The organism is Pseudomonas sp. P4_C1 (assembly GCF_056402155.1).
Window position 1 is genome coordinate 33,012 of record NZ_JBFUHY010000023.1, and the last position, 20,922, is coordinate 53,933.

The following is a 20,922-nucleotide window of genomic DNA, read 5'->3' on the forward strand; positions in this document are numbered from 1 at the left end:
CATGTCCAACTCAATCCTGATTCCCGCCGACCTCTGGGAAGGCGACGCCGAAGCCGTAATCACTTCCTGGCTGGTCAGTGATGGCGCCGAAGTTGGTCAAGGCGACCTGGTGGCAGAAATCATGTCTGAAAAGGCCCAGTTCGAGATCGAGGCACCAGCTTGCGGCGTGCTGAAAATCCTCGAAGAAGAAGACGCTGTGGTGGTCAAAGGCGCAACCATCGGGTTAGTGGAGTGAGCCATGGGGCACATACAGAATGTTGCTGCCCGTACCGGTAGCACCGTGCTCTTGAAAGGCATGCGAAAAATGATCGCTGCGAAGATGAGCGAAAGCTTGCAGACTGCCGCGCAACTGACTCATCACGCTGAATGCGAGTTGACCAACCTGCAGGCGAAACGGGCGCAGCTGAAGGCTGCGGGTAGCCAGGTATCGCTCCAGGACCTGCTGCTGTTTGAGATCGTATGTTCCCTGAAGAACCATCCGGGACTCAACGCAACCCTGCAGGATAACCAAATCACGCGGCATGGTTCGGTGCATCTCGGTCTGGCGATCCCGCTGCCGGACGATCTGCTGGTGGCGCCCGCACTGTTCGATGCCGACCAACTGGATGCGCAGGGCTTGGCATTTGCACGCCGGGCCCTGGTGGACAAGGCACTGTCCGGGAAGCTCTCGGTGAAGGAGCTGACGGGCGCCACGGTGACCGTGACCAACCTGGGGCTGTCGCGGGTGCGTTTCTTCACGCCCATCCTCAATGTCCCTCAGGTGGCCATTATCGGGCTGGGAGGCATCCAGCGTCGCCTGCAACGAGGTGCCGATGGTTCGTTATCAGAGCGCGACTTCATGGGCCTTTCGCTGACCTTTGATCACCGGGCCGTGAACGGGGCTCCTGCCGCAGACTTCCTCGATGATCTGTGCCAGCGAATCGAAGGGGTAGAGCCACCATGAGCCGGATCTGGCACGTCAGTATCGAGGCCGGCCTGGAGGCTGAGCGAAAAAGGCTGAGGACTAGTCGATTTCCTTAAGACAATCCAGCCGTAGCGGACGTTTGAAAAGCGTCCGCTTTTGGCTGTGGATTCAACCGGTCTGCGCGATGGGCGCCCGCATCGGCGGCCAGCCGAATTGGACGGTACCTAACATTTGAATGAGTTCCAGGTGCGGGAAGTACTATCAAGTGATCCGCCGAATCCAATGATTGCCTTGGTTTCCAGGTATTCCTCCAAGCCGTAGACACCATACTCACGACCATTACCAGAACGTTTGTAACCACCGAATGGAGCCATTGGATTCCAGGCGGGGTAATTCAGAAGCACTTGTCCCGCGCGGATACGAGAGGCCACTGCACGCGCCAGATCAAGGTCCTGAGACTGAACATGGGCGCCCAGTCCGTATACCGTATCGTTCGCGATAACGACCGCCTCATCGATCGTTTCATACGGAATGATGCACAGCACCGGCCCGAAAATTTCTTCTTGGGCGATCCGCATTGCCGTATCTACCTCGGAGAATACTGTCGGTCGAGCGTAGAAGCCCTTTTCAAAACCCGGCACACGTCCTGGTCCGCCGCAAACGAGTTTTGCGCCCTCACTCAGGCCAGCCTCGATCATGGCTTGCACGCGATTGAACTGGGCCTCGTTGGCAATGGGACCGAGCACCGTAGCTTCCGATCGCGGATCACCCACGATGATCGCATTGGCGGTTTCGGCTGCCAGCGATTCAACCTCCGCCAGCCGGTCCTTAGGTACGATCATTCGTGTCGGGGCGCTGCATGATTGTCCGACGTTGCGGAACGCTGACATCACGCCCAGTGGGACGGCTTTGGCAAAGTCGGCGTCGGGAAGCAGAATGTTCGGGGATTTGCCTCCCAATTCTTGTGTGACGCGCTTAACCGTATGGGCAGCCGCCTGTGCGACCAGCGCGCCCGCGCGGTTGGAGCCGGTAATCGAAATCATATCGATATCCGGGTGCGCAGCGATTGCTGCGCCGACCTCGGGACCACTTCCGTTCACGAGGTTGAAGACGCCAGGTGGAAGGCCCGCGTCGTGGACCAGTTGTGCAAAAAGAAGGGCGCTCAGAGGCGACAGTTCGCTTGGTTTGAGGACCACAGTGCATCCGGCGGCAATAGCCGGGGCGACTTTCGCGGTGATTTGATAAAGCGGCCAGTTCCACGGAGTGATGAGACCGCAGACGCCTATGGGTTCGCGTTCAATCGCGGTTCCATCTTCAACCGTCTGGAAACGATAAGTGGACAGCAGGTCGCGGGCGACCCGAACGTGTTCGGCCGCGAGAGGCACTTGCATTGCCCGGGCGGAACCGATGGCAGCACCCATTTCGAGGGAGAGGGCCTGCGCGAGCACTTCTTTTCGCTCAAGGATGAGCTCGTGGATCTTTCCAAGGACAAGCGCGCGCGACTCTGCGCAGGTAGCAGACCAACCAGCAAACGCTGCACGCGCGGCAGCTACTGCCCGATCAACATCCTCGGCGGAGCCTTGCGCGACCTGCGCAACGACCTCTTCAGTTGCCGGATTGACCACCGGCAAACTTGCCGGGATCGCCGGGGACGACCAACAGCCATTGATATAAAATTTGTGAGACGTTTGCGGATCAACGCTGTAGCTATTCGAAGATTGTATTGTCATCCAACTGGCTCCCTTGAGCGGTAACAGGCACTGCAAGCAGCAGAGGGCGGTCTGGCTCGCGACCCGGCAAGGCCGCTGAAAAGTAGATCAGGCCGAACGTGGAAATCACCAGAACATCGCCGTGGCGACCAGGACATCGCTATGCCGCGTCTTCTCAATAAGCTAACAAAGCGTGCCAGATAAAATGTGCTGTTCTTGAGGTTTGCAAGGGAGAATCTGCCGTATCTGCCAGGCTGACTTTGTATGAGAGCAAGTTGACCCGATTTCGTCAGTAACCTTGCTGATAGACAGCTCGATGAGACCATTACCAGTCAGTGCGGTCGCAGGCTCATCGGTGGCGGTGGTGGGCCATATAGACAAGCAGGAAGGGACGTGGTGCTGCATCGTGCAATGCGCCGCCTTTGTAGAGCTGTCGCGACGCGTACAGATGTTGCGTTGACCGGCATGTCACGCCTATCGCTAATGGAAGCAAGGTTGTCCCAACGCGCATTGACTCTTGACTGGCCCCGCCTCACCTCGCAGCACAATCAGCGGGTGCGTCCTCAGCGAATGCCCCCGATCTCCTTCCGCCAGTCATGAATACTGCCGCACATGGCGTTGTGCATGGCTTGCCAGCGCACCATAACAGCCCGCAAAGGCGTAGAAACAGGGGCTGGAGCGCCCGAGTCTGGAGCATCCCGCAAAGTCTGCTGAGCAAGCCCTGCAAAACGGTGGTTTGTACCAAGCAGCCTATACTTTTAACAGTTTATGCATGGTCTCTTGGTGTTGTAATAAATCCGTGATGCAGCGTTGCTCCGATGCTTCCAGAGCGGAGTAACTGTTTGCCCCGTCATGACCTCAACAATCATTAAGGACCGCACTCATGAGCTTTCTTCGACCCAAGTTTATTACCTTTGACTGCTATGGCACGTTGACCAACTTTCAAATGGGAAACATGACGCGCGAACTGTTCGCCGATCGTGTCCCTTTTGAGCAAATGGATCAGTTCGTCAAGGACTTCTCCGCCTATCGTCTGGATCAGGTGATGGGTGACTGGCGGCCGTATGATGAGATCATCAAGACCGCCCTGGCGCGGGTCTGCAAGCGTTGGGGTGTCGAGTACAAAGGCGAAGGCCAGCTCTACTACGACGCCGTACCGACTTGGGGGCCACATGCCGACGTGCCGGCTGGCCTGGCGAAAATCGCCGACAAGATTCCCCTGGTGATTTTCTCCAACGCGATGGACGAGCAGATCATGTCCAACGTCGACAAGCTCGGCGCACCTTTCCATAAAGTCTTCACCGCCCAACAAGCCCAAGCCTATAAGCCGCGCCTGGCCGCCTTCGAGTTCATGCTCGATAACCTCGGCTGCGGCCCAGAAGACGTTCTGCATGTGTCCTCGAGCTTTCGTTATGACCTGATGCCGGCCAACGACATGAAGATCAAGAACAAAGCCTTCGTTGCTCGTGGTCATGAACAGCCGGCGAATGCCGTCTATGGCTACCACCAGATCGCGGATATCGGCGCATTGCCCGGGTTGGTCGGTCTCTGAGTCTCAGGGCACTCTTCAAGGCAAAAGGGGTTAGACATGGGCAGTGAGTCCTATTGGCTCGATACCGCACCGCAATTCACCGGTGCTCAGCTCGGCGCATTGCCCGGGCAGGTCGATGTGGCCATCGTCGGTGGTGGTCTCACCGGCCTGGCGGCGGCCCGAGCCCTGGCCTTGAAGGGGGCCAGTGTGGTGGTGCTGGAAGGAGGGCGAGTGATTGGCGAGGCTTCGGGGCGCAATGGTGGCCACTGCAGCACCGGCGTTGCCCAAGACTACGCGGCACTCAGCGCCAGCCTCGGCGCTGATAAGGCGCGTGCTTATTACCAAGCCTATGAAAGCGCCGTACAGAGCGTCGTTTCATTGGTGGAGCAGGAGCAGATTGCCTGCGACCTCAAGCGCAATGGCAAGCTGAAGCTGGCCGCCAAACCGATGCATTACGAAGGTTTGGCGCGCACCTGCGAATTGATTCGGCGGGAGGTCGACGCCGACGTCGAGTTGCTCTCTCCAGAAGAAGCCCGTGCTGAAGCCAACTCGGCCCAGTTCCATGGAGGCATGCTGCAGCGCAACGGCGTGCAGATGCATGTCGGGCGCTTCGGTGTCGGGCTTGCCGAAGCAGCAGCACGTCACGGCGCATCGATCTTTCAGGGCGTGTCGGTGACGGACTGGAAAGCCAGCGCTGGCGGCTATCAGGTCAACACCACCAAGGGCTCGCTACACGCCACGCAAATTCTGCTGGCCACAGGCACGTGCCAGCAGGGCGGATTGGGCTGGTATCGGCGGCGGATCGTGCCGGTGGGCAGTTTCGTGATCGCCACGGAGGTGCTACCGCAGGCCCTGATCGACAGCTTGCTACCGGCACGGCGTTCCTATGTCACCAGCCGCATGATCGGTAACTACTTCCGCCTGACGCCGGACAACCGCTTGCTGTTTGGCGGTCGTGCCCGGTTTGCCATGTCTGACAGCATTTCCGACGCCAAGAGCGGCAAGGTATTGCAGGCGGCGATGGTCCAGATGTTTCCGCAACTGGCTAGCGTGAAGATCGATTACTGCTGGGGTGGTCTCGTGGATATGACCTCCGATCGGTTGCCCCGGGCCGGGCAGCATGGAGGGGTTTATTACTCCATGGGTTATAGCGGTCATGGGGTGCAAATGTCGGTACACATGGGGCAGGTCATGGCCGAGGTAATGGCCGGCAAGGTCGAGGCCAACCCGTGGCGCGAACTCGATTGGCCAGCCATTCCCGGGCATTTCGGCAAACCCTGGTTCCTGCCTCTGGTGGGTGCGTATTACCGCCTGCAGGACTACCTGCACTGAGTTCATGTGGTTGCTTCTCATTTTTACGTTTCAATCACGCTGCGCTTAATCGCCAGCACTTGAGCCTTATCATTTGCGAAAGGTTGGACTGACATGACTGACGATAAAAAGAATATCGACTCCCAGTTGATCACCGGTGAAGAAAGTCTGCGTGTTTTTGAAGGGCTCAATCGCGGCATGTCACGCCGCAATGCATTGCAAATGCTGGGGTTGGCAGGGGTGGCCGCAGTGGGGGCTGGCAGTCTGTTCGGCGCCGCTGGCAAACTGTTTGCCGATGATGAAGGTGCAAGCCCTGGCAAAGGCAAGCCTGGCGGTCGTATCCGCGTTGCAGGCTCGTCCAGCTCCACCGCCGACACCCTGGATCCAGCCAAAGGTTCGTCGTCCACCGACTACGTGCGTCACTACATGTTCTACAACGGCCTGACCCGTTTCGACAGCCATATGGTGCCGCAACTGGAGTTGGCCGAGCGAATTGAAACCACTGACGCCACGCTCTGGATGATCAGCCTGCGCAAGGAAGTGACCTTCCACAACGGCAAGCCCCTGACCGCCGCTGACGTGGTGTTTTCCCTGTTGCGGCACAAGGACCCGATCACCGGTTCCAAGGTCCTGCCGCTCGCGTCGCAGTTCGCTGAGGTCAAGGCCGTCGGCACCCACGAAGTGCAGATTCAATTGAGCGGCCCGAATGCTGAATTGCCGTCGATTCTTGCCATCTCTCACATGTTGATCGTTCCCGAGGGTACGAGCGATTTCAGCCAGGGCATCGGTACCGGTCCGTTCAAGGTCAAGGAGTTCAAGCCCGGGGAGCGTTCGATTGGTGTGCGCAATACCAATTACTGGAAACCCGGCTTGCCGTATCTGGACGAGATCGAATTTATCGCCATTGCCGACGAGCCGTCACGGATCAACGCCCTGTTGTCGGGCGACGTGCACATCGTCAACGAGGTTAACCCGCGCTCAACGGCTCGCATCAAGGCCAGCACCAGGCATCGGGTCGTGGACTCGCCGTCGGGTAACTACACTGACCTGATCATTCGTCAGGACCAGATGCCAGGCCAAAGCCCGGAATTCACCCAGGCCATGAAATACTTGCTGGACCGCGAGCAGATCAAGTCGGCGATATTCCGTGGCTACGCCAGGGTCGGCAACGATCACCCGATCGCACCCGGTGYGCGCTTCTTCAACGCCGACCTGCCACAACGTGCCTACGATCCGGAAAAAGCCAAGTTCCTGCTCAAAAAGGCCGGCATGGAAAGCATCACTATGCCGCTGATGTGCTCGCCGGCTGCGACCGGTTCGGTGGACATCGCCGTGCTGCTGCAGCAGTCAGCCAAACAGGCGGGGCTCAAGCTCGACGTCAACCGTCTGCCGAGCGATGGCTACTGGTCCAACCATTGGGCGAAGCACCCACTGAGCTTTGGCAACATCAATCCGCGGCCCAATGCCGACATGCTTTTCTCGCAGTTCTTCCAGTCGACAGCACCCTGGAATGAGTCCGGCTGGAAAAACGAACAGTTCGACCAACTGTTGGTACAAGCCCGAGGTGAAACCGACGAGGCCAAGCGCGGCAAGATGTACGCAGATATGCAAACCCTGGTGCATGAGCACAGCGGTATTGGCGTGCCGGTGTTCATCAGCAACATCGATGGCGCCGATCAGCGAGTCAAGGGCTACGGCACCAACCCCCTGGGCGGTTTCATGGGGTACATGTTTGCCGAGCAGGTCTGGCTGGACGCTTGATGAAAGTCGGGTTTTTGCTGCAGTTACATAGCATGAGGATAGGGTGATGAATAGCAACACTCTGTGGTTGATCGGCCGGCGCCTGGGCGCGGCGATCGTGACCTTGTTGATTGTGTCCATGGTGGTGTTCGCCATCACGGCGGTGCTGCCGGGAGACGCGGCACAACAGTCTCTGGGGCAGTTCGCCACGCCCGAGCAGGTGGCAGCCTTGCGCCTGAAAATGGGGCTGGATCAGCCCGGTGTGTTGCGTTACCTGCACTGGTTGATGAGCCTGCTTAGCGGTGACATGGGGCAGTCGGTATCCAACGCCATGCCAGTCAGCGACTTGATGGCCGGGCGTCTGCCCAACACCCTGATGCTGGCGGCCGCCACGGCGCTGGTATCAGTGCCGGTGGCGTTGATTCTGGGCATCGGTTCGGCCATGGGCCGGGGCGGGCGCATCGACAGTGTCCTGAGCTTTTTTACCTTGACCATGGTAGCGGTGCCAGAGTTTCTGGTTGCGACCCTGGCAGTGCTGATTTTCGCGGTGAACCTGGGTTGGTTGTCGGCGTTGTCCTACGCCAGTGACATCACATCACCCTGGCAATTCATGCGCACTTACGCCTTGCCGGTGATGACGCTGTGCTGCGTGATTGTCGCGCAGATGGCACGCATGACCCGGGCGGCGGTGATCGATCAGCTCGACAGCCCTTACGTGGAGATGGCCCGACTCAAAGGTGTGAGCAAGATTCGGATCGTTCTACGCCATGCCTTGCCCAACGCCATCGGGCCCATCGCCAATGCCATCGCTTTGAGCCTGTCTTACCTGTTGGGCGGGGTGGTGATCGTTGAAACGATCTTCAACTACCCCGGCATCGCCAGCCTGATGGTCGATGCCGTGACCAACCGCGACATGGCCCTGGTTCAAGCCTGCACCATGCTGTTTTGTACGGCGTATTTGACGTTGGTGCTGATTGCCGACCTGTGCGCGATTCTTTCCAATCCGAGGCTGAGAAATCAATGAACAATCTCATTGTGAAATCGCCGGCTACTACAAAATTGGCGCTGGGCAAGGTTTCCCACGGATCGTCCTGGCTCGGCCTGGTGGGTGCCGCGATGTGTGTGATCTGGTTGCTGGTAGCCATCTTCGGCCCGTGGCTGGCACCGCATCCTGTGGGGGAAGTGGTCTCCGACAATGTCTTCGAAAACCTGAGCGCTGCTTACCCGTTCGGCACCGATTACCTGGGCCGCGACATGCTCAGCCGGATCCTCGTCGGCGCACGATTCACCGTCGGCCTGGCCTTGGTGGCGGCGGTGTTGGCCAGTGGTCTGGGCACCAGCTTCGCGTTGCTGTCGGTGGTGTCGCCGAAGTGGCTGGATGAGTTGATCAGTCGCTTGATGGACGCCTTCATCTCGATCCCCAGCAAGATGCTGGCGTTGATCATGGTCTCGGCTTTCGGCTCCTCGGTCACCTTGCTGATCTGCACGGCGGTATTGAGCTTCACCCCGGGTGCATTCCGCATCGCCCGCAGCATGGCGGTGAACATTGAAGCGCTGGAGTACGTGCAGGTAGCTCGTACCCGTGGCGAGCGCCGGTTGTATGTGGCTTGCGTGGAAATTCTGCCGAATATGCTCAACCCGGTGCTTGCAGATCTGGGGCTGCGCTTCGGTTTCATCGTGTTGTTGCTCAGCGGTATGAGTTTTCTTGGCCTGGGTGTGCAACCGCCGGATGCCGATCTCGGGTCGCTGGTGCGCGAAAACATCGGCGGTCTCTACCAGGGTGCGCCTGCCATCGTGATTCCGGCTTTGGCCATCGGCACCCTGACCATCGGTGTGAATCTGTTTATCGACCGACTGTCGTCGCGACGTAGCCGACGTTCGGGAGGTCATTGAAATGAGTGCATTAATTAGCGTTCAGGACCTGCGAGTGGTCGCCTGTGGCGAACTCGGTGATGTGGAAATCGTCAAGGGCGTAAGCTTCTCCCTGCAGAAAGGCGAAGTGCTGGCGTTGATCGGTGAGTCCGGCTCCGGCAAGACCACTATCGCCCTGGCGTTACTCGGTTATGCCCGACGCGGTTGTCGGTTGGCGGGCGGGGTGGTGCAGATCGGCGAACATGACATGCTGGCGTTGAGCGAAGGCGAGCTGCAAGGCTTGCGCGGCAACCGTGTGTCGTACATCGCCCAGAGCGCCGCCGCGGCGTTCAATCCGGCGAAAAAACTCATCGACCAAGTGGTGGAGGGCGCGTTGATTCATGGCCTGGGCAGCAGGACTGTGCTTGAGGCCAAGGCCATCGAGTTATTCCGCGACCTGGCCCTGCCAGACCCCGATCACATTGGCCAGCGTTACCCTCATCAGGTTTCCGGCGGGCAACTGCAACGGGTGATGGCGGCCATGGCGCTGATCAGCGATCCATTGCTGGTGGTGCTCGACGAACCGACGACGGCACTCGATGTGACCACCCAGATCGATGTACTGCGGGCGTTCAAACGAGTGGTACGCGAACGTGGCGCGACGGCAGTCTACGTATCCCACGATTTGGCCGTGGTGGCGCAGATGGCCGATCAGATCGTGGTGCTCAATGGCGGCGAGATCTTCGAACAGAGCGCCACGGCACCCTTGCTTAAAGGCCCGGCCCACGAATACACCCGCAGCTTGCTGGCGGCAGCACGGCCGGACACCACCATCCGTCCACCCTGCGGTGTCGCTGAAGACACGCCTTTGCTGACTATCCAGGGACTGACCGCCGGTTACGGCAACAAAAACGCGCATGGCATGCCATCGATCCTGGTATTGGAGGACATTGATCTGACGGTTCGCAGAGGCCAGGCGATTGGCGTCATCGGTGAGTCAGGTTCTGGCAAGTCGACTTTGGCGCGGGTGGTGGCCGGGTTGTTGGAGCCGGCGCTCGGGGGACTGACCTTCGATGGCCAGCCCCTGGGTGGCAGCCTGTCGTCGCGCACCGATGAGCAGTTCCGACGTATTCAAATGGTCTTTCAGAATGCCGACACCGCGCTCAACCCGATGCACAGCGTCAGCACTATTCTGAGTCGCCCGCTGAAGATGTATTTCGGCCTCAAGGGTGCGGCTTTGCGCGAGCGTATCGGTGAGTTGCTGGATCTCGTTCGTTTGCCGCGCACGCTGGCTGAACGTCGTCCGAACGAACTGTCCGGCGGGCAGAAACAACGGGTCAATCTGGCCCGGGCCCTGGCTGCCAAACCGGATCTGATTCTCTGCGACGAGGTGACCTCGGCACTGGATACCGTGGTCGGTGCAGCGATTCTCGAACTGCTGCGCGACCTGCGCCAGCAACTGGGGGTGTCCTATCTGTTCATCAGCCATGACATCTCCACCGTGCGAGCCCTGTGCGACGACATTGTGGTGATGTACAGCGGCCACAAGATCCAGGCCGGCAGTCGCCAGTCGTACGCCCAGGCACCGTTCCACCCCTACACCGACTTGTTGATCCATTCGGTGCCGGAGTTGCGTCAGGGCTGGCTGGAAAGCTGTGGAACAACGACCTGCGGCACGCTGCCGCCCATTGGTGCAAAAGCCAATGTGCCGGGGCTGTGCACCTTCCTCAATCGCTGCCCGGTGCGGGTTGACGGTCTGTGCAATTGCGTTGCGCCGGACCGTCGGATGATCGTTGGCGGCAGTGAAGTCCTTTGCCATCACGACAGTGCCGAGCTGCTGAAAGCCCAGAAGGATTCAAACAGCATGACCGCGGGAGTCTATGCATGAACGGGCGTTTCGTAAGGCTGGCCGAACAGGGCCGGCCCATTATCAAACTGCAGGTAGACGGCAAGCCTATCGAGGCGCTGCAGGGCGATACGCTGATGGTCGCGTTGCTGACTCAGGGTTCGGCCTTGCGCCAATCGGAGTTCGATTCGGGCCGCCGCGCCGGTTTCTGCCTGATGGGAGCCTGCCAGGACTGTTGGGTCTGGACCCGCAGCGGCGAGCGTCTGCGCGCCTGTTCCAATGAGGTCCGTGAAGGCCTGGATATTGTCACCACACAACCGGAGGCGATATGGCCACTGCGCGGCTGAGCACTCATCGAGTCGTTATCGTCGGCGCCGGGCCGGCCGGTACACGTTGTGCCGAAACCCTGGTCGCCGCTGGATTAAAGCCCATCCTGATCGACGAGAATCGCCGGGATGGCGGGCAGATCTACCGTCGCCAGCCCGAAGGTTTTACCCGGGATTACTCCACGCTGTATGGCACCGAAGCCGCCAAGGCCAACGATCTGCACCAGAGCTTCGATCGTTTGCGCGGGCAGATCGACTATCGCCCGGACACGCTGGTGTGGAACCTGACACCGGGGCAACTGTGTTGTGTCAGCCAGGGCAAGCACTCGACGGTGGATTACGACGCGCTGATCCTCTGCACCGGTGCCACCGACCGCTTGATGCCGATCGAAGGCTGGCAGTTGGCGGGCACGTATAGTCTCGGCGGTGCGCAGATCGCCCTGAAATCTCAGGCTGTGTCCATCGGCCACCGCGTGGTGTTCATGGGCAGCGGGCCTTTGCTGTATCTGGTTGCCAGTCAGTATGTGAAGGCGGGAGCGAAGGTCGCGGCAGTGCTCGACACTTCGCCTCTGAGCAAACGCATCCTTGCCATGCCGAAACTGCTGGCGCGCCCGGGGTTGCTGTTCACCGGGATGAAGTTATTGGCGCAGTTGTATCGCGCGAAGATCCCGGTGCATCTGGGCATTTCGCCGCTTCAAGTGCAGGGCGATGCGGCCAGCGGTGTCAGTGGCGTACGCGTGCGCACGGCACGTGGTGAGACCTTGACGGTGGATTGCGATGCCGTCGCGCTGGGTTATCACCTGCGCCCGGAAACTCAACTGGCCGACCTGGCCGGTTGCCGTATGCGCTTCGATGAAGCGTCGAGCCAATGGTGGCTGGCTACGGATGAAGACGGCCGGACCTCGGTCAGCGGTGTGTATGCCGCCGGTGACGGTTCGAAGATTCGCGGCGCCGACGCCGCCGAGCACGCCGGGCGCCTGGTGGCCATGGCGCTGCTGGAGGATCTGCAGCATCCGGTGAACATCGGGTTGCGCGACGAACAACGGCACGCGCTGACGGTAATGGATCAGTTTCGTCTCGGACTGGCCCAGGCGTTTCCGTGGCCTTCTGCCCAGGCCAAAGCGCTGCCGGACGAAGCGATCGTCTGCCGTTGCGAAATGATCACGGCCGGCGAGTTGCGCCGTACTGTCAGTGAGAAGGGGGCCTGTGAAGTTAACCGGGCCAAGGCCTTCAGCCGGGTCGGCATGGGCCGCTGCCAGGGGCGTTATTGCTCGCAGGCCGGGGCAGAGGTGATTGCCGCTGCCGCGGGCGTCAGCGTGCAACAGGTCGGCCGACAACGGGGTCAGGCGCCGGTCAAACCCCTTTCGATACTCACCGAGGAGGTGTCGCCATGACGGTACAGAAAGCCGATGTCGTGATTGTCGGCGGCGGCCTGATGGGCTCAGCGGCGGCGTTTTTCCTGCGTCAGCGCGGGCAGTCGGTGATCTTGCTGGAGCGCGACCAGATCGGTCAGTACGCCAGCGGCGTGAATTTCGGCAACGTGCGACGTCAAGGGCGTTACCTCGGGCAGCTGGAACTGGCCAATCGTTCCTGGGCGTTATGGAAGCGTCTGTCGGAGCTGATCGACGATGACCTGGAATTCATCGCCAGCGGGCATATGCGGGTGTGTTACCGCGAAGACGAGATCGCCGAGCTGCAAGCCTACGCAGACGCCCCTGAGGCAGAGCAGCTGGAGCTGAAGATCTTTAGTGGCGACGAATTACACAAGCGTTTTCCGTTTCTCGGCCCGGATGTGAAAGGCGGCTCTTATGCCCCCCACGATGGGCATGCCAACCCGCGTCTGGCGGCCCCGGCATTTGCCCGCGCGGCACGACGCCTCGGTGCGCAGATCGAAGAGCGCACGGAAGTGGCCGAGGTGCATAAGATCGGCGGTGAGTTCCACATCAGCACCACCGACGGTCGTCAGTTCTGTGCCGCTCAGCTGTTGATCACCGCTGGCGCCTGGGGCCAAAAACTCTCGGCGCAATTCGGCGAACCGGTGCCGCTGGAAACCCATGGTCCGCAAATGGCCGTGACCGAGCCAGTGCCTTACGCCTTGCCGACAGTCATCGGTGTCTATACCAAGATTCCCGAGGAAGTGATTTATTTCCGCCAAATACCCCGTGGAAACATCATCATCGGTGGCGGCTATCGTAGCGAGCCGGACATGCTCAACCGCCGGGCCTATGTCGAGCCGCGCAGCATTCTCAATCAGTTCGATCAGATGCGTCGCCTGCTGCCGGGTGTCGGCAACCTGAACATCATTCGGGTCTGGAGTGGTATCGAAGGTTACCTGCCCGATTCCCTGCCCATAATGGGGCCAAGCGGCACCGTTGATGGCTTGTTCTATGCCTTCGGTTTCTCCGGCCATGGCTTCCAGCTCGGTCCGGGCGTGGGCGACGTGATGGCCGAACTGATCAGCACCGGCAGCACCAGCACTTCGATTTCGCCGTTCTCCATCAACCGGTTCGCTTCTTCAGTCGAGCAACGGAGCAAGGTCTCATGAAACCCCGCGTGCTGGACATTCTCAAACGTCTGATGGCCTATGACACCGTCTCTTCGGAGTCGAACATGGCCTTGATCGAATACGTGCGCGATCTGCTGCTGACCAAGGGCATCGAGTCGCTGATCGTCAAGGACTCCACTGGCAAAAAAGCCAACCTCTTCGCCAGTACCGGGCCGCGGGAGGTGCCGGGGATTCTGCTGTCCGGTCATACCGACGTGGTGCCGGCAGCGGGGCAGGCCTGGACCTTTCCGGCGTTTCAGGCAACGGTGCAGGACGGACGGATTTACGGGCGTGGCAGTTGCGATATGAAGGGCTTTATCGCGCTGGCTATCGACGCCATGCTCGATGCCGCCGACTATTCATTGAACCGGCCATTGCAGCTGGCGCTCTCCCATGATGAAGAGATCGGCTGCGTCGGCGTGCGGCGTTTGCTCGACGTGCTGCACCTGGCGCCGGTGCGGCCGTTTTTGTGCGTGATTGGCGAACCTACCAACATGCAGTTCGTTCTCGGGCATAAGGGCAAGGGTTCTTACCGCACTTACTGTCGCGGCCTGGAAGCGCATTCCTCGCTGGCACCGCGTTCGGTCAATGCGATTCACGTGGCCTGCGATTTCATCGCGGTACTGCGTCAGAGCCAGCAGCAACTGCAAGAGCAGGGCGCGCAGGATACCGACTATGACGTGCCCTACAGCACCGTACATGTCGGGCAGATTGTCGGCGGCAAGGCGCTGAACATCGTGCCGAACTTGTGCACCCTGGATTTCGAAGTGCGTAACTTGCCGGYGGACGACCTGGATCAGTTCCTGGAACAGATGCGCGAGCGTGCCGAAGTGATCGTGCGCGAAGCGAAAAAACTGTCCAGCGCGGCGGATATCGAGATCGAAACCCTGAACGTCTATCCGGGCCTCGATACCCACCCGAGCGTCGAAGCGGTGCGCTTCCTGAAAAACTTCGCCGCCCCGGACACCGGCACTGCCAAAGTCTCATTCGGCACCGAGGGCGGGTTGTTCAAACAACGCCTGGATGTGCCGGTGGTGGTCTGTGGCCCGGGCTCGATTGAACAGGCGCACAAGCCTGACGAGTTCATCGAGATCAGCCAAGTGGAAGCCGGCGAGTACTTTCTGCAAGGGGTGTTGGGCTCGTTGCGGCTGTAGGGCTGTGCCCACTTAGCATAGGTATCTACACATCTGCCCGATTTTTAGGGGGGACATATCCGTTGCTGCGGTCACGGCTACTTAGGGTTCCGCCCTTACGGCGGGTCACTTGGAAAAGCGCCAAGTAACCAAGCGCTCTTGCCCCTTTCGTTCGGTGCCTCGCCTAGGCTCGGCATGCCCTCGCTCCGGTCCTGCTCCGTGGGCCCGCCGCGATCGGCCATCCATGGCCGTGCGCGGCTAACCCGGCATCCATGCCGGGTTGCCCACTGCGCAGAACCTCCACTCGGCCTCTCGAGGGGGCGGTGCATCAAGATCAAAAGCTGCAGGCGAGCTAACGCTCGGCCTGTTGGGTGGTGAAAAGCAGAGCGGATGTGTTCTGATTTTTTGTGGGGTTGGCTTGTCGGGTCGCCGCATCGCTGCGATGGCGGCCTGTCAGCCGATCAATCTTCTCCGGATGTACCCAGTCCAACTGTGGGAGCCTGCTCGCGAAGCTGTTGATCTTGGCCTGCGAACTGAACGGCATCGTCAAGCACTACATCGTCTGACCGCGACAGTATCCATCACCCCACCAACAGTAGAGCCTGCCGTCGAATGCCGATTTTCAGCGTTCGAAGGCTGTCGGGGCGGCGCTTTCAGCATCCTCGTCTGTGGCGACACAATAGACTGAAGGCTGTCTCGGAACAGGACTCGACCATGCTCAACAATCGCCTGAAAGACCCCAGCCTGCTGGTAGAACTCGCTTACATCGACGGTCAGTGGATCAGCGCCGACAACGCCGCCACCCTGGACGTTATCGACCCGGCCAGCGGCCAGTTGCTCGCCCGCGTACCCGCGATGCACGGCAGCGAAACCCGACGCGCCATCGAAGCTGCCGAACGCGCCTGGCCGGCCTGGCGCGCACGCCCGGCGGCAGAACGGGCGGCGCTGCTGGAGCGCTGGTATCAGGCGATGATCGACAACCTGGACGATCTTGCGTTGATCATGACCTGCGAGCAAGGCAAGCCACTCAACGAAGCCAAGGGCGAGATCCGCTATGGCGCCAGTTTCGTCAAATGGTTCGCCGAAGAAGCCCGCCGGGTTTACGGCGAAACCATCCCGGCACCCGGCGGCGACCGCCGCTTGCTCACGCTTAAACAGCCGGTTGGCGTCTGCGCCGCGATCACCCCATGGAACTTCCCCAACGCGATGATCACCCGCAAATGCGCGCCGGCCCTGGCCGCCGGGTGCCCGGTCATCGTCAAACCCTCGGATCTGACTCCGCTGTCCGCCCTGGCTCTGGCGGTGCTTGCCGAGCGCGTCGGCATTCCGGCCGGGGTGTTCAACGTAGTGACCGGTATGCCCGTCGGCATCGGTGAAGAACTGACCGGCAACCCGACGGTGCGCAAAATCTCCTTTACCGGTTCCACCGCTGTCGGTCGGCTGCTGATGCGTCAGAGCGCCGAACACATCAAGCGCCTGAGCCTGGAACTGGGCGGTAACGCACCATTCATTGTGTTCGACGACGCTGATCTGGAACAGGCAGTGGCCGGCATCATGCTCAGCAAGTTCCGCAACGCCGGCCAGACCTGCGTTTGCGCCAACCGGATCCTGGTGCAGGAGGGTATTTATGAGCGCTTCGCCCAGCGCTTGGTGGAGGAGGTGGGCAAACTCAAGGTCGGCAATGGCCTGGACGCAGATTCCACCATCGGCCCACTGATCAATGCAGCGGCGGTGAGCAAGGTCGCTCGACATATCGACGACGCTTTGAGTCAGGGAGCCCGTCTGCTCTGTGGCGGCGTCCCCGAGGGCGACAGCCAATTTGTCCAGCCGACGGTGCTCGGTGAGGCCCATGCCGGGATGCTGCTGGCCAACGAAGAAACCTTCGGCCCGGTCGCACCGCTGATGCGCTTTACCAGTGAAGAAGAAGCGCTGGCCCTGGCCAATGCCACGCCTTATGGCCTGGGCGCTTATTTCTTCACCCAGGACTTGCGCCGTTCATGGCGGTTCGGCGAGGCGCTGGAGTTTGGCATGATCGGTCTAAACACCGGGCTCATCTCCATGGAAGTCGCCCCATTCGGCGGTATCAAACAATCGGGTCTGGGTCGTGAAGGCAGTAAGTACGGCCTGGATGAATACCTGGAAGTCAAAGCCTTCCACATCGGTGGGCTTTGATCCGGTTACCGTTTGAACAGGACATTGAGGAGCCACGATTGATGAGTAAAACATTCAGAATCGCCGCGATTGCCGGCGATGGTATCGGCAAGGAAGTCTTGCCTGAAGGGCTGCGGGTACTGGAGCAGGCCGCGAAGAAATGGCAGCTGGATTTGAGCATCGAAGTGCTCGACTGGGCGCACTGCGATTACTACCTGGAACACGGGCAAATGATGCCCGCTGACTGGTTCGAACAACTCAAGGGTTTCGACGCGATTTACTTTGGCGCCGTGGGCTGGCCGGACAAAGTGCCGGATCACATTTCCCTGTGGGGTTCGCTGCTGAAGTTCCGCCGTGACTTCGACCAATACGTGAACATCCGTCCGGTGCGGTTGTTTCCCGGTGTGCCGTGTCCGCTGGCCGGACGCGAAGCCGGGGATATCGATTTCGTGGTGATCCGCGAAAACACCGAGGGCGAGTATTCCTCGGTCGGCGGCAAGATGTTCGAAGGCACCGAGCATGAGTTCGTGCTGCAGGAGTCAGTGTTCACCCGGCGCGGTGTGGACCGGATTCTCAAGTTCGCCTTCGATCTGGCCCAGACCCGGCCGCGCAAACGTCTGACCGCGGCCACCAAGTCCAACGGCATTTCCATCAGCATGCCGTACTGGGATGAACGCACGGCGTTAATGGCACAGCAGTACCCGGACGTCACTTGGGACAAGCAACACATCGACATTCTCTGTGCGCGCTTCGTGCTGCAGCCAGATCGTTTCGATGTGGTGGTGGCGTCGAATTTGTTCGGCGACATTCTGTCCGACCTGGGACCGGCCTGCGCCGGTACCATCGGCATCGCCCCCTCGGCCAACCTCGATCCGGAGCGGCGCTTTCCCTCGCTGTTCGAACCGGTCCATGGCTCGGCGCCGGATATCTATGGGCAGAACATCGCCAACCCGATTGCGATGATCTGGTCCGGTGCCTTGATGCTGGATTTCCTGGGCAATGGCGATCAGCGTTACCGTGCGGCCCATGACGGTATTCTCAAGGCCATCGAGCAGGTCATCTCCGAGGGACCGATCACCCCAGATCTGGGCGGGCAGGGCTCGACCCAGGATGTCGGTATGGCAATCGCCGCGGCGCTTTAAATCCGGATAACAACAGGTCGGCTGGAAAGCTCCACTCACTCTTGTGTCTCACCCTTTTAGCCCGTCCACACTGCGGGCTTTTTTTGATTCGACCTTGGTTCCCGAAGCGATGTGTTCCGGGATTGCTTGTAAAACCGCAGGCAGCGTTCAGAAAATATAAATGCGAATACGTATCAAAAGCTGATGATGCGATATACCATACGCCGCGAATTATTGGCACGTATGCCGTCCCATTTGGCTATTTTCTCAAGGTTTCTTCGATGCGTCGTACTCTGGTTTCTATCTGTGTGCTTCAGGCGTTTTCCGCTTCCTCCTGGGCGGAGCAAGTCACAACCGATAAAACCAGTCTGGAGTTGCAAGCGACAGACATCGTTGGCACGGCTGACTTTGAAACGGCGTTGGGGCCGGTTGATGGATATCGTGCGACGCGTTCGGCCAGTGCAACGCGTACCGACACCTCGATCCACGAAATACCACAATCCATCACTGTGGTGCCCAGGGATGTCGTGGAGGACATCAGTGCCACCCGGTTGCAGGACGCGCTCGATTACGCCGGCGGGGTGGGGCGGGCCAATAACTTCGGTGGCCAGGGCTTGACCACGTTTACCGTGCGTGGCTTTACCACTGGCGAGTTCTACCGCAACGGCTTCCCGATCAACCGTGGTTATCCGAACATGCCGGATGCGAACACCATCGAGCGACTGGAAGTACTGCGAGGGCCGGCGACCATGCTCTATGGCCGAGGCGATCCAGGCGGCACATTCAACGTCATCTCCAAACAACCCTTGGCCATGCCAACGGTGACGCTGGGTAGCCAACTCGATGACCATGGAATGAAGCGTGGCACGCTGGACGCCTCCGGCCCGTTGGATGAAGAAGGCCGACTGGCCTATCGCCTGAACGTGGTGGGTGAGGGCGGTGATACCTTCCGCGATCATGTCGAAACCGAACGTTACGGCGTGACGCCGGTGCTTTCCTGGCAGGCCACCGACGACACCAAGGTGATTTTCGAAGGCGACTTCATGCGCAATAACCACCCGCTCGATCGCGGCGTGACCCGCTTTCCGAATCAGATTGGCACCGCGTCCCGCGATACCTTCTTCGGTGAAAAAGACGTTGGCAAATTGCACAACGACAACAACATGGCGCAATTGCGGTTCGAGCATCTGCTGAGCGATAACTGGACGTTGGGCGGCGGATTCCAATGGCTCGACGGCACCCTCGAGGGGAACGCGGTCGAAGCCAACGGTGTGGCCGCGGACGGGCGAACCCTGGGCCGTAACTTCAACTACCGCAAGCTGGAGTGGACGGACAAGGACACCCAACTCAACCTCACCGGACATTTCACCGCAGGCGGTTTCGATCACACCTTGCTGACCGGCGTCGAATATGAGGATTACGACTACCAGGCGATCATCCAGCGCTCCAGTGGGGCTGTGAGTGCGTACCCGATTGATATCTTCAACCCGGTATATGGTCAACCTCGTCCAGCTTTGACCCGAACCCCGACTAACGACAAAGAAAACCTCAAGACCTACGCTGCTTTCGTTCAGGATCAGGTGGCCTTGACCGAACGTTTGAGAGTCTTGGCCGGGGCCCGTTTCGAGCGCTTCGAGCATGACTACGAAACCTTTGTGCCAGGCGGCAGAAGCTGGGATGCCAGCGACAATGCAGTGACGCCGCGCATAGGGGTGACCTATGACCTGACCGACACCGTGGCGATCTATGCCAATACGGCGCGCTCGTTCAAACCCAATACCGGTGCCAGTCGCCAGGGCGGTGGTTTCGAACCGGAAAAGGGCAAATCGTATGAACTGGGTCTCAAGTGGGAAGCGCTGGACAGTCAATTGAGTGTCGACGCGGCGATCTACCACATTGAAAAGCGCAACGTGCTCACCACCGATCCTGTGGACTCGACCTTCAGTGTCGCGGCAGGCGAGGTGCGCAGCCGTGGTCTCGACCTGAACGTCGCCGGCAATCTGACCCCGCAATGGCGAGTGATTGGCGGCTACGCCTATGTCGATGCCGAAGTGACCAAGGACAACGTCATCAAATCCGGCACCCGACTGATGAACATTCCACAGAACAGTTTCAGCCTGCTCAATGTCTACGAGTTCCAGGATGGCGCACTCAAGGGATTGGGTCTTGGGACAGGCCTCAGGTACGTCGATGAGCGCGCAGGACAGACCGCCAATACAGCGTTTTCAATGGGCAGCTACACGGTTGTCGATTTGCTGAGCTACTACAAGGTCAACGACAAAATCAGGCTCAATCTGGATGTAAAAAACCTGACTGACGAAGACTATGAGGAAGGGGCATTCGGCAACGTTTACGCCTATCCAGGGGTGCCGAGAACCGTGCAGGTTGGTATTTCTTACACCCTCTAGGCGATCCAGTGAATCCTGCAGCGGTTCGCTAAAGCCGATATAAATCAGGGGTTAGTATTTTTTTACCGAGCCTTCGAGTGTGCGCGCCTGAGCGTCAATGGGCGGGTCCCTGGACTCCTCGGTGACTGGCGTATCGTCGGCCATGGATTTGCGGAACCCCCTGATCGTGTCACCGAGATCCGACCCCAAGCCTTTCAGGCGCCTGGTTCCGAACAGCATGACCACGATCAACAGGATGATCAGGAGTTTTCCGGTACTGAAGCCACCTAATCCCATTGTCTGTACTCCGCAACTGATTGATCGATTTTGTGGTGGGGCCGGCGGAGGAAAACTCATCTGCCGGCGC

At 59.7% G+C, this 20,922-nt stretch carries 17 protein-coding genes; 15 read left to right on the top strand and 2 right to left on the bottom strand.

Annotation, left to right across the window (positions count from 1 at the left end; all coding sequences use genetic code 11):
* Nucleotide 1 precedes the first annotated feature (1 nt).
* Together AC1DU9_RS15470 and AC1DU9_RS15475 are read left to right on the top strand one after the other, a co-directional pair.
* The gene (locus AC1DU9_RS15470) at nucleotides 2–235 is read left to right on the top strand and encodes a lipoyl domain-containing protein (RefSeq protein ID WP_223458791.1); all 234 of its coding nucleotides are present in this window, start codon (nucleotides 2–4) and stop codon (nucleotides 233–235) included.
* A 3-nt stretch (nucleotides 236–238) separates the two neighbouring features.
* Complete coding sequence (locus AC1DU9_RS15475) at nucleotides 239–943, top strand: 2-oxo acid dehydrogenase subunit E2 (protein ID WP_108219368.1); 705 nt, start codon at nucleotides 239–241, stop codon at nucleotides 941–943.
* Between the two features lie 185 nt (nucleotides 944–1,128).
* Here the strand turns inward: AC1DU9_RS15475 and AC1DU9_RS15480 are convergent, their stop codons facing one another.
* Nucleotides 1,129–2,634 carry an aldehyde dehydrogenase family protein gene (locus AC1DU9_RS15480; RefSeq protein ID WP_477810442.1) on the bottom strand — a complete coding sequence of 502 codons (1,506 nt, stop codon included), beginning with the start codon at nucleotides 2,632–2,634 and terminating at the stop codon, nucleotides 1,129–1,131.
* Between the two features lie 862 nt (nucleotides 2,635–3,496).
* On the opposite strand from AC1DU9_RS15480, the gene AC1DU9_RS15485 reads away from it, so the two are divergent.
* The 13 genes from AC1DU9_RS15485 to AC1DU9_RS15545 all read left to right on the top strand — a co-directional run bounded on the left by AC1DU9_RS15485 (nucleotide 3,497) and on the right by AC1DU9_RS15545 (nucleotide 20,576).
* Nucleotides 3,497–4,165 carry a haloacid dehalogenase type II gene (locus AC1DU9_RS15485; RefSeq protein ID WP_477810443.1) on the top strand — a complete coding sequence of 223 codons (669 nt, stop codon included), beginning with the start codon at nucleotides 3,497–3,499 and terminating at the stop codon, nucleotides 4,163–4,165.
* Nucleotides 4,166–4,201: 36 nt separating this feature from the next.
* Nucleotides 4,202–5,476 (top strand): NAD(P)/FAD-dependent oxidoreductase, encoded by a 1,275-nt coding sequence (locus AC1DU9_RS15490; protein WP_223458797.1) that lies wholly within the window; start codon nucleotides 4,202–4,204, stop codon nucleotides 5,474–5,476.
* 93 nt (nucleotides 5,477–5,569) lie between these two features.
* Nucleotides 5,570–7,216 (top strand): ABC transporter substrate-binding protein, encoded by a 1,647-nt coding sequence (locus AC1DU9_RS15495; RefSeq protein WP_477810444.1) that lies wholly within the window; start codon nucleotides 5,570–5,572, stop codon nucleotides 7,214–7,216.
* 46 nt (nucleotides 7,217–7,262) lie between these two features.
* Entirely contained in the window at nucleotides 7,263–8,219 is a 957-nt protein-coding gene (locus tag AC1DU9_RS15500) for an ABC transporter permease (protein ID WP_151213984.1), read from the top strand.
* Nucleotides 8,216–9,088: an ABC transporter permease gene (locus AC1DU9_RS15505; protein ID WP_457265720.1), complete on the top strand. Its 873-nt coding sequence runs from the start codon at nucleotides 8,216–8,218 to the stop codon at nucleotides 9,086–9,088. The genes AC1DU9_RS15500 and AC1DU9_RS15505 overlap by 4 nt, the downstream gene beginning before the upstream one ends.
* A 1-nt stretch (nucleotide 9,089) precedes the next feature.
* A complete protein-coding gene (locus AC1DU9_RS15510) occupies nucleotides 9,090–10,934 on the top strand; it encodes an ABC transporter ATP-binding protein (protein WP_477810445.1) in 1,845 nt (614 codons plus the stop codon).
* Entirely contained in the window at nucleotides 10,931–11,239 is a 309-nt protein-coding gene (locus AC1DU9_RS15515; RefSeq protein WP_052964739.1) for a (2Fe-2S)-binding protein, read from the top strand. The genes AC1DU9_RS15510 and AC1DU9_RS15515 overlap by 4 nt, the downstream gene beginning before the upstream one ends.
* On the top strand, nucleotides 11,221–12,612 hold the full coding sequence (locus AC1DU9_RS15520) for an FAD/NAD(P)-dependent oxidoreductase (RefSeq protein ID WP_477810446.1): 1,392 nt from the start codon (nucleotides 11,221–11,223) through the stop codon (nucleotides 12,610–12,612). The genes AC1DU9_RS15515 and AC1DU9_RS15520 overlap by 19 nt, the downstream gene beginning before the upstream one ends.
* Nucleotides 12,609–13,763 carry an NAD(P)/FAD-dependent oxidoreductase gene (locus tag AC1DU9_RS15525; RefSeq protein ID WP_477810447.1) on the top strand — a complete coding sequence of 385 codons (1,155 nt, stop codon included), beginning with the start codon at nucleotides 12,609–12,611 and terminating at the stop codon, nucleotides 13,761–13,763. Before AC1DU9_RS15520 ends, AC1DU9_RS15525 begins: the two co-directional genes overlap by 4 nt.
* The gene (gene argE, locus AC1DU9_RS15530; RefSeq protein WP_477810448.1) at nucleotides 13,760–14,917 is read left to right on the top strand and encodes an acetylornithine deacetylase; all 1,158 of its coding nucleotides are present in this window, start codon (nucleotides 13,760–13,762) and stop codon (nucleotides 14,915–14,917) included. Before AC1DU9_RS15525 ends, argE begins: the two co-directional genes overlap by 4 nt.
* A gap of 693 nt (nucleotides 14,918–15,610) precedes the next feature.
* Nucleotides 15,611–17,068: an NAD-dependent succinate-semialdehyde dehydrogenase gene (locus tag AC1DU9_RS15535; RefSeq protein WP_223458811.1), complete on the top strand. Its 1,458-nt coding sequence runs from the start codon at nucleotides 15,611–15,613 to the stop codon at nucleotides 17,066–17,068.
* Between the two features lie 41 nt (nucleotides 17,069–17,109).
* Nucleotides 17,110–18,189, top strand: a complete 1,080-nt coding sequence (locus tag AC1DU9_RS15540; protein WP_223458813.1) for a tartrate dehydrogenase — start codon at nucleotides 17,110–17,112, stop codon at nucleotides 18,187–18,189.
* A 260-nt stretch (nucleotides 18,190–18,449) separates the two neighbouring features.
* Nucleotides 18,450–20,576 (top strand): TonB-dependent siderophore receptor, encoded by a 2,127-nt coding sequence (locus AC1DU9_RS15545; protein ID WP_457266029.1) that lies wholly within the window; start codon nucleotides 18,450–18,452, stop codon nucleotides 20,574–20,576.
* 51 nt (nucleotides 20,577–20,627) lie between these two features.
* Here AC1DU9_RS15545 and tatA read toward each other — a convergent pair whose 3' ends face one another.
* Nucleotides 20,628–20,852 (bottom strand): twin-arginine translocase TatA/TatE family subunit, encoded by a 225-nt coding sequence (gene tatA, locus AC1DU9_RS15550; RefSeq protein ID WP_457266030.1) that lies wholly within the window; start codon nucleotides 20,850–20,852, stop codon nucleotides 20,628–20,630.
* Between the last annotated feature and the right edge of the window lie 70 nt (nucleotides 20,853–20,922).

Excerpts from the sequence above, each read along its gene's own strand:
- AC1DU9_RS15480 (WP_477810442.1), bottom strand. The coding sequence starts at position 2,634 with ATGACAATACAATCTTCGAATAGCTACAGCGTTGATCCGCAAACGTCT.
- AC1DU9_RS15540 (WP_223458813.1), top strand. The coding sequence starts at position 17,110 with ATGAGTAAAACATTCAGAATCGCCGCGATTGCCGGCGATGGTATCGGC.
- AC1DU9_RS15490 (WP_223458797.1), top strand. The coding sequence starts at position 4,202 with ATGGGCAGTGAGTCCTATTGGCTCGATACCGCACCGCAATTCACCGGT.
- AC1DU9_RS15545 (WP_457266029.1), top strand. The coding sequence starts at position 18,450 with ATGCGTCGTACTCTGGTTTCTATCTGTGTGCTTCAGGCGTTTTCCGCT.
- AC1DU9_RS15520 (WP_477810446.1), top strand. The coding sequence starts at position 11,221 with ATGGCCACTGCGCGGCTGAGCACTCATCGAGTCGTTATCGTCGGCGCC.
- AC1DU9_RS15535 (WP_223458811.1), top strand. The coding sequence starts at position 15,611 with ATGCTCAACAATCGCCTGAAAGACCCCAGCCTGCTGGTAGAACTCGCT.
- AC1DU9_RS15525 (WP_477810447.1), top strand. The coding sequence starts at position 12,609 with ATGACGGTACAGAAAGCCGATGTCGTGATTGTCGGCGGCGGCCTGATG.
- AC1DU9_RS15470 (WP_223458791.1), top strand. The coding sequence starts at position 2 with ATGTCCAACTCAATCCTGATTCCCGCCGACCTCTGGGAAGGCGACGCC.
- AC1DU9_RS15485 (WP_477810443.1), top strand. The coding sequence starts at position 3,497 with ATGAGCTTTCTTCGACCCAAGTTTATTACCTTTGACTGCTATGGCACG.
- tatA (WP_457266030.1), bottom strand. The coding sequence starts at position 20,852 with ATGGGATTAGGTGGCTTCAGTACCGGAAAACTCCTGATCATCCTGTTG.
- AC1DU9_RS15500 (WP_151213984.1), top strand. The coding sequence starts at position 7,263 with ATGAATAGCAACACTCTGTGGTTGATCGGCCGGCGCCTGGGCGCGGCG.
- AC1DU9_RS15475 (WP_108219368.1), top strand. The coding sequence starts at position 239 with ATGGGGCACATACAGAATGTTGCTGCCCGTACCGGTAGCACCGTGCTC.
- AC1DU9_RS15505 (WP_457265720.1), top strand. The coding sequence starts at position 8,216 with ATGAACAATCTCATTGTGAAATCGCCGGCTACTACAAAATTGGCGCTG.
- AC1DU9_RS15515 (WP_052964739.1), top strand. The coding sequence starts at position 10,931 with ATGAACGGGCGTTTCGTAAGGCTGGCCGAACAGGGCCGGCCCATTATC.
- AC1DU9_RS15510 (WP_477810445.1), top strand. The coding sequence starts at position 9,090 with ATGAGTGCATTAATTAGCGTTCAGGACCTGCGAGTGGTCGCCTGTGGC.